The 4,177-nt window shown below is 33.7% G+C and carries 3 protein-coding genes; 2 read left to right on the forward strand and 1 reads right to left on the reverse strand.

The genetic code is table 11. The features are described 5' to 3' along the window. Window positions 1–212 precede the first annotated feature (212 nt). Window positions 213–503 carry a 30S ribosomal protein S20 gene (gene rpsT / locus CKF58_RS07790; RefSeq protein ID WP_119532642.1) on the reverse strand — a complete coding sequence of 97 codons (291 nt, stop codon included), beginning with the start codon at window positions 501–503 and terminating at the stop codon, window positions 213–215. Between the two features lie 945 nt (window positions 504–1,448). Here rpsT and sstT point away from each other — a divergent pair. Then, a complete protein-coding gene (gene sstT, locus CKF58_RS07795) occupies window positions 1,449–2,708 on the forward strand; it encodes a serine/threonine transporter SstT (protein WP_119532644.1) in 1,260 nt (419 codons plus the stop codon). A 393-nt stretch (window positions 2,709–3,101) separates the two neighbouring features. After that, window positions 3,102–4,169: an ABC transporter substrate-binding protein gene (locus CKF58_RS07800; protein ID WP_245959250.1), complete on the forward strand. Its 1,068-nt coding sequence runs from the start codon at window positions 3,102–3,104 to the stop codon at window positions 4,167–4,169. The last annotated feature ends 8 nt before the right edge of the window (window positions 4,170–4,177 follow it).

Raw genomic sequence — 4,177 nt, forward strand, 5'->3', positions numbered from 1 at the left:
ATTATTTAACTTAAGCCAATTACGCCCAAGCAAATAATATTTTGTTAATCATATTAAAATCCTTAATAAAACACAGTCCCCAGAGTATTACACTCTGGGGACTGCTTTTAAATAATTTAGATATAATTTTAGGGTATGCCAGCTTATAACATACCCTAAATTATTGGTTAGAAATAACCTTTACGTGATATCAATTATTACATCAATATCAATTAAGCAGCTTGTTCAGCAGCTAATGCAGCTTCAGCAGCACGGATACGTGCAACTAATTTAGATTTGTGATTAGCAGCTTTGTTAGCGTGGATTAATTTTTTAGACGCCATACGGTCAACCACTTTTTGCATATCCACGAAAGCAGCTTTTGCAGCTGGGATATCTTTAGCTTCTACAGCAGCGTATACTTTTTTGATGAAAGTACGCATCATAGAGCGTTGTGATTGGTTGTGTCTACGACGTTTTTCTGATGTAATTACGCGTTTTTTAGCAGATTTGATATTAGCCACGTTAGAACTCCAATATTGAAAATATTAATAATTAAAAAACAATACCTATAGGAGACACTCTATATGGTTTTTTAATATCGAGATCTGTGCCATTATACAATAAGTGAAATTTTTATGCTCTAGATTTTAGAGAAAAAATATTTAAGACGAGTCTTGCAACTAAACCTTAAATCTGTTAGCATAAATTTGAGGTTAAGCTCTTACCTCAAAATCTAAAGTTAATTTTTATATACTTATTTCGTAAGATTTAGTATAATCGAATAATTGTTATTTTTATCGCTAGCATATTTTTATATTAGCATCGACCTAATCAGCTTTATGCTAGATTAACAACAGTTGGACATGATTGCAATCTAACACATCCTCTTAGATTGACCCGTTTTGTCAACTTCTAGTTTAAGTACAGCAGAAATCGCTAATTTTATTACTCACTATTGATTACTTATAAAAAATGAATAACTTACTTAAATACTTATTCCTATGCTTTAAGTTGTCGTTTAAACGAGTTTTAAAATTAGTATGGTTTCTAATTCTTTTGGGCTTCTGTTGTAAGGAAGATACTGAATTATAAAATGCTGTCCATAAAGTTTTAAGTAAGAGCGAAAGAAGATTTAAATCGTTGGCAATTGTGTGTTGCAGGCTATTTTGGGGAGTATCTGCTTTTTAAACTTACGTGCTGTAACTTTATGTACGTGTCGCCGGGTGAACTAGAAGATATCTGCTTTGCAGTGAGAATGAGATCTTAAAAGCAAAATCACTTACTTTGCATTGTTGATTTTCATGCTCTAACGACAAATAGCACGAGTTTGCTATAGTTGTTCTTTTTAATGTATTGGCTGTTGTTTGTATTAACGGCTTTACTTAACATACATTTGATAAGATCCTTGTTCATTTGCAGTTTATAACTATTAGTTAATATTTATTTTCTGTTTTACGAGGTACTAAATGTTAAAGCCTTTTTCATTCCTCTTTCGCGGAAGCTTAATTTTGCGAATTTTAATTGGGGTTATTCTCGCCCTAGTAATTTACTTTGTTGCTCCGGTTATTTCTAAACACGTAGCTATTCTTGGTGATCTATTTGTAACTCTTTTACGTAGCATCGCTCCTTTATTAGTATTTGTCCTCTTAATTGCTTCAATTTTAAAAGCTGATGCAGGTTCAAATAAAATCATTAAATCAATTGTTTTACTTTACATCGCTTCATCAGTATTTGCCGCTGTATTAGCCGCAGCAATTACTTTAGGTGTTCCACCTATTAAATTAAACTTTACCGGAATTGATACTTCAAGTGTGCAATTAGCTAAAGAAACTTCAGCAGGTGAAGTATTAGTAACTCAATTCTTAAGAATGTTCGAAAACCCAGTTGCTGCTTTAGTAAATGCTAACTTTATGGCATTATTAAGCTGGGCTGTTGCATTCGGGGTAGCATTCCGTTACGCATCTAAAACAACTAAAGATTTATTATTCAGCGTTGCTGACGCAACTACAAAAATCGTTGGTTGGATCGTACAATTAGCTCCGATCGGGGTATTTGGTATTTTCTCTAGCGTATTAGTAAACCACGGGGTTACTGAAATCCTGAAATACGGTAAACTAATCGTTCTTCTATTATCGATTTACTTAATCATTCAATTTGTATTCTACCCAATCGTAGGATACATCTACATGAGAAAGAATCCATTCCCGTTACTATTTAAATGTACAATTCAATCGGGTATTCCGGCATTCTTCTCACGTTCATCAGCAGCAAATATTCCAGTGAATATTAAATTAGCTGACGACTTAAACGTACCAAGAAAAATTTCTGCCTTCACTTTACCATTAGGAGCAAACATTTCTTTAACAGCAGCTTCTGCTACTATTACAGTATTATCGATTACAACAGCTTTAAGTTTAGGTATCGATGTACACTATAGTACAGCAGTATTATCTTGTATCGTAGCTGCTTTATGTGCGATTGGTTGTTCTGGTGTTCCGGGAGGCTCATTATTAATGATCCCTATCGCTTCTTCATTATTTGGTATTTCACCTGAAATTGCTTCACAAATGATTGCAATCGGTTTCTTAATCTCTGTAATCCAAGATTCAGTAGAAACTGCTGTTAACTCATCAGGTGATATTTTCTACACTAAAGCCGTATGTGTTCGCTATGGCGCAGAAGGTGTAAATGACGACGGTGAAGAACAAGAACCAGTTGTTAAATAATACTTTTTAAGTCCAGAGTTTACTCTGGACTTTTCTTGTATTCGTAAGAAAACTAAAATTTAGCACTCATCTTATTTACCAACTCTAATTTACACTTTAATCTTTGCTGTAATCTCTACTGATGCATAACCCTACCCCTATACACACCACACCCCAACATTTTGATTTCTAATCCCAAACCATGTAATGCACAATAAAAATATTTAAAATCTAGCTTCTTAAGATATAATAAAATCTTACTTACCTAAATTTTGCATAGTTAGTTTTGTTACTTAATGCCAGCCGGTCACAAATTAGCTATCCAATTTTTAGTTCGTAGTTAAGCATGACCCGCTTAGCTTACTATCATTTTTCCTAGATATTTATCTAGTACAAATTTAGAGGTTTTACAAATTGAAAAAATCAGTTCTATTAAAAGCAGCAAATGCTTTTGGTATTTCCCTTTTTTCGTTTTTCAGTCTTAACCACAATGCGTTAGCTGACACCCCTAAACCAGGTAAAGTGTTATATGTATACAACTGGACCGAATACATCCCGACCAATGTATTAAAACAATTTACCAAAGAAACAGGCATTGAAGTTCGTTACTCTACATATGAAAGTAATGAGGAGTTATACTCAAAGCTAAAGCTTGTTAAGGGAGAAGGATACGATTTAATTTTCCCATCTAGCTACTATGTAAATCTACTTAAAGATGAAGGATTTTTACAAAAGCTAGATCATAGTAAAATTAAAATGGATAACGTTCTCCCAGAACTATTAGGTCGCGAGTATGATCCTAAAAATGAATACTCAGTACCTTATACCTATGGTTTTACAACTTTAGCAGTAAATACTGATATGTATGACGCAAGTAAAGTTAAAAGTTGGTCTGATCTGTGGAAACCACAATACCAAAACTTAACTCTACTTAACGACGTACTTGATAACTTTTCAATGGCATTGTTATCTTTAGGTTATGATCCTAATAAAGCTACTGATGCTCAAGTTGAAAAAGCTTATCAAAAACTTAGTGATTTAAGCAACAAGGTAGTACAGTACAATTCAGACTCACCTGAAGTTCCTTACATTGAAGGACAATCTGGTGTAGGGATGATTTGGACTGGTTCAGCATTCCGCGCTCACCTTGAAGGCAATAAGAATATTAAAGTAGTTTATCCTAAAGAAGGTTCAATCCTTTGGATTGATAACTTCGCTATTCCGGCAAAAGCTAAAAACCCTGAAGGTGCGTACTTATTTATTAACTACATCCTACGCCCAGAAGTTGCATTAGAAATCGTGAAAGAAATGGGCTTCCAAACTTCTAATGCTAAAGTTAAAGCTTTAATGCCAAAGGCTTGGCAAACAGACCCAGCTCTATTCCCTCCTCATGATGTATACACTAAAGCTATTATGAATAATGTACCTACATCACGTTTAGAGCTATTCAATAATTACTGGAATCGTTTAAAAATCGAGTAATTATTAAC

Origin of the sequence: Psittacicella hinzii (assembly GCF_003585935.1) — a bacterium.
Lineage (GTDB): Bacteria > Pseudomonadota > Gammaproteobacteria > Enterobacterales > Psittacicellaceae > Psittacicella > Psittacicella hinzii.